We start from the raw sequence: 3,679 nt of genomic DNA, 5'->3' as shown, positions 1-3,679 counted from the left end.
AACTGTAGTTTTGTAGGTTGGGTGTAGCGACAGCGAAACCCAACATTATAGTCTGGTTAATGTTGGGTTACACTCCGTTCCACCCAACCTACATAATGTCCTTTTTGAAAAACTCCTCTTTTCAAGATGGACGAGGTTTATAAGGAGAATTTATCAAGCTTGTGTTTGTGCATCTATTATATGTCCAGTAATTATTACAAGTCCTTGAGAGCTAATTACGAACAGATTCACAAAAAGTAATTAATAGAGAAATAGGGAACAGGGAACAGGGAATAGGCCAGAGATTTCCAAGCACTCGTTAAAATATAACTCCTCCTACACCCCCACACCCCTACACCTTTACACCCCTACTAATCACTAAATCCCTAACCGTTGATACACTTGATCCAAATGCTGCAAGTGGTGCTGTGGATCAAAACACGCTGCAATTTCTGCTGATGATAATTTTGCAGTCACACGCGGATCTTTGCTAATCAACTCGCGGAAATTGCCTTCCGGTTTGTTCCAAGCGGTATGAGCATTTTCTTGGACGATTTTATAGGCTTCTTCACGAGTGATTCCCTTGTCTACCAAAGTGAGTAACACTCTTTGGCTAAAGACGACACCGCCATAAACGTTCATATTCCGCGCCATATTTTCTGGATAAACCAGTAGGTTCTGTATCAAGTCAGTCGTCTCCATAATCATAAAATGTGTCAAAATGCAAGCATCTGGTAAAATGACTCGTTCTACAGAACTGTGGGAAATATCCCGTTCATGCCAAAGGGCAACATTTTCTAAAGCTGCAACAGCATGACTTCTGATGATTCTCGCCATACCTGTGAGGCGTTCGGAACGAATAGGGTTGCGCTTGTGAGGCATAGCAGAAGAGCCTTTTTGCCCTTTGGCAAAGAATTCTTCAACTTCCAAAACATCAGTTTTTTGGAGGTTGCGAATTTCCACTGCAAAACGTTCGATAGAAGCTGCAAGTAAAGCCAACTGTTGCACGAAGTCAGCGTGGCGATCGCGTGAGATTACCTGTGTTGAGGCTGCATCGGGTTGGAGTCCGAGTTTTTGGCAAGCGATCGCTTCTACACGTGGTTCAATATTGGCATAAGTCCCCACTGCACCAGAAATTTTACCCACAGCGATCGTTTTGTGCAGAATTTGCAGACGTTCTTGATGGCGCAACACCTCCGCTAACCACCCAGCTAGTTTAAAACCAAAGGTGATGGGTTCGGCGTGAATCCCGTGGGAACGTCCGATCATCACTGTGTAGCGATGTTCTTTGGCCTTTTGACGAATGACATCAATTAATCCTTGCAGATGTTGCAATAACAAATCCAAACTAGCAACGAGTTGCAACGCTAAAGCTGTATCCAACACATCGGAACTAGTTAAACCCAAATGAATGTAGCGTCCAGCATCACCTACATATTCATTGACATTTGTCAAGAAAGCAATGACATCGTGACGGACTTCCGCTTCAATTTCTAACACTCGTTTGGGGTCGAAATTCGCCTTAGCTTTAATTTCTTCAACCGCCTGGGCTGGAATATAACCTAATTCCGCCTGTGCTTCACAAACAGCGATTTCTACTTGCAACCAGGTTTTAAACTTATATGCATCTGTCCATAAATTGCCCATCTCAGGCAAGGTATAACGCTCAATCACAGTCCGTCACAGAGTACAACGGTCATATTGTACAGTGGTCTGTGGAGAAAAGGTTAAGGGATCGGGGATTGGGGATGAATCAGTTAACAGTTAACAGTTTAATTTGATAACTGATAACTGATAATTGATAACTGAGAAGTTGTCCCCCTTATCCCCCGCGTCTGTGTTTCCTCTTGTCGTCTTTGTTTGTTTCATTTAGAGAAACTGCATAATCGGCTGGGATAATGCGAGAACCATATCTGCGGGCATATACTTGGGTAAATTCTGCGCCAAAAAACAAGATTTGAGCAGTATAGTAAACCCAGACTAAGATGACTACTATTGAGCCAGCAGCCCCATAAGTAGAGCCAAAAGTGTTGTTACCAAGATATTGTCCGAGTGCATACCTACCAAAAGAGAATAAAAGTGAGGTTAAAGCAGCTCCTATTAAAACATCCTTCCACACAATTTTGGCATCTGGCAAAACTTTAAAGATTAGCCCGAATAGTAAAGTGGTAATGATAAAACCAAGAGTAAAGTTAACAATTTGCCAAAGAAAATCGACGCCTGGTAATAGATTTTGAAAGTAGTTAATCAGTGCTGCCAATGCTGTACTAATTACCAAGGAAACTAGCAGTAAAAAACCAATTGCCAATACCATTGCGAAAGATAAAAAGCGTTGGCGAACCATGTTTTTTACAACTTTTCCAGGTTTTGGTTTCACTTCCCAAATTGTATTCAGAGAATCTTGTAATTCTGTAAATAAACCAGTCGCACCAAAAATCAAAACAACGATACTAATCAGTGAGGCGATAGTTCCTGCTCGTGGTTGGCTAGCACTTTCAATTGCATTTTGAATAACTTCTGCACCCGCAGGGCCAATTAATCCTTGAAGTTGGGTAAAAATTGCGTTTCTGGCTGCTGCTTCTCCAAACACTGCACCTGCGATCGCAATGACAATAATTAATAATGGAGCAATAGAAAATATTGTGTAATAAGCTAATGCGGCTGCTAACCGCGATGCTTTATCTTCCTGCCATTCGTGAAATGTTTCTTTGAATAAATCCCAAATCACTTTTAAGTTCATTCACTAAGTCTCCTCTAGCAGGATGTTTTAACCTCCAGATTAAAAACATATAGAATTTTCTGTGTGTAAAACATCTTCCTTCGGATGCTTATACTTTATCCTAAAGGTGGAATTGATCGTCCCAACTCTGATTTTTTTCTCGGTTATATCTGGCTAGATAGCATCGTACATCTACCAAATACAGTTTTCGCCACAGTATGTAAATACCTCAAGGTTAAGGTATGATACTTGGCACGATTTTGATTATGAATATGCTAATTTTGACTATAGAAGCTCTATGTACTGAAGCAGCGCTATTTTCAGCTGCCGAGTCTCGACACCCAGAACCATTGCTTTATGGTGTCACAGATGGTAAGGCTGTTGGTACATATTTGGAACAAAAATTTAAACTCTATCTGAAATCACAGTACGAATTTGTAGAGGGGAATTCAGCAAGTGGCGTAGATTTTCCAGCACTAATGGTTGATGTTAAGGTGACAAGCATCAAACAACCACAATCATCATGTCCTTTTAAATCTGCGCGACAAAAGATTTTTGGGCTTGGATATTCACTAATTATCTTTGTATACGACAAGATTGACAATAGCGCAAATCGGACTGCTACTCTCAATATCTTATACACGATTTTTGTTAGTGCTGAAAGAACAGCAGACTTTCAGATGACTCGTGGAATTCATAATATTTTGGATAACGAAGGCAATAAAGATGATTTGATTGCTTTTATGCTTGATAGAAATTTGCCTGTTGATGAAATGGAAGCAGGTAATATTGCAGATGAAATTCTTATCAAAAAACCTATACAAGGTTTTTTGACAATCTCAGGACTTACGCAACTGGCACAAAGCGCGGGAGGGCAGACAGGGCAAACACATCTGAACATGACTTGTGCGGGGGTAGTGTGGGGGATTTGCGCTTCAAGGCATTCTGACAGACAGGCGATCGCCATGCGGCAATTTAAAT

The 3,679-nt window shown here is 41.0% G+C and carries 3 protein-coding genes; 1 reads left to right on the top strand and 2 read right to left on the bottom strand.

Going from position 1 to position 3,679, the window contains the following annotated elements; all coding sequences use genetic code 11:
* Nucleotides 1–357 precede the first annotated feature (357 nt).
* A complete protein-coding gene (gene purB / locus ACE1AT_RS00140; RefSeq protein WP_374865313.1) occupies nt 358–1,653 on the bottom strand; it encodes an adenylosuccinate lyase in 1,296 nt (431 codons plus the stop codon).
* Nucleotides 1,654–1,801: 148 nt separating this feature from the next.
* Entirely contained in the window at nt 1,802–2,719 is a 918-nt protein-coding gene (locus tag ACE1AT_RS00135; RefSeq protein ID WP_374865312.1) for a YihY/virulence factor BrkB family protein, read from the bottom strand.
* 251 nt (nt 2,720–2,970) lie between these two features.
* On the opposite strand from ACE1AT_RS00135, the gene ACE1AT_RS00130 reads away from it, so the two are divergent.
* The coding region (locus ACE1AT_RS00130; protein WP_374865314.1) for a hypothetical protein at nt 2,971–3,679 on the top strand (709 nt) is incomplete at its 3' end.

Source organism: Pelatocladus sp. BLCC-F211 (assembly GCF_041928655.1).
Taxonomy (GTDB): domain Bacteria; phylum Cyanobacteriota; class Cyanobacteriia; order Cyanobacteriales; family Nostocaceae; genus Pelatocladus.
Note: the sequence above shows the minus strand (reverse complement) of the source record. Positions and strands in the feature narration are given on the sequence as shown.

What these genes read in the sequence shown, in the direction of transcription:
- ACE1AT_RS00135 (WP_374865312.1), bottom strand. Translation starts at nt 2,719, where the DNA reads ATGAACTTAAAAGTGATTTGGGATTTATTCAAAGAAACATTTCACGAA.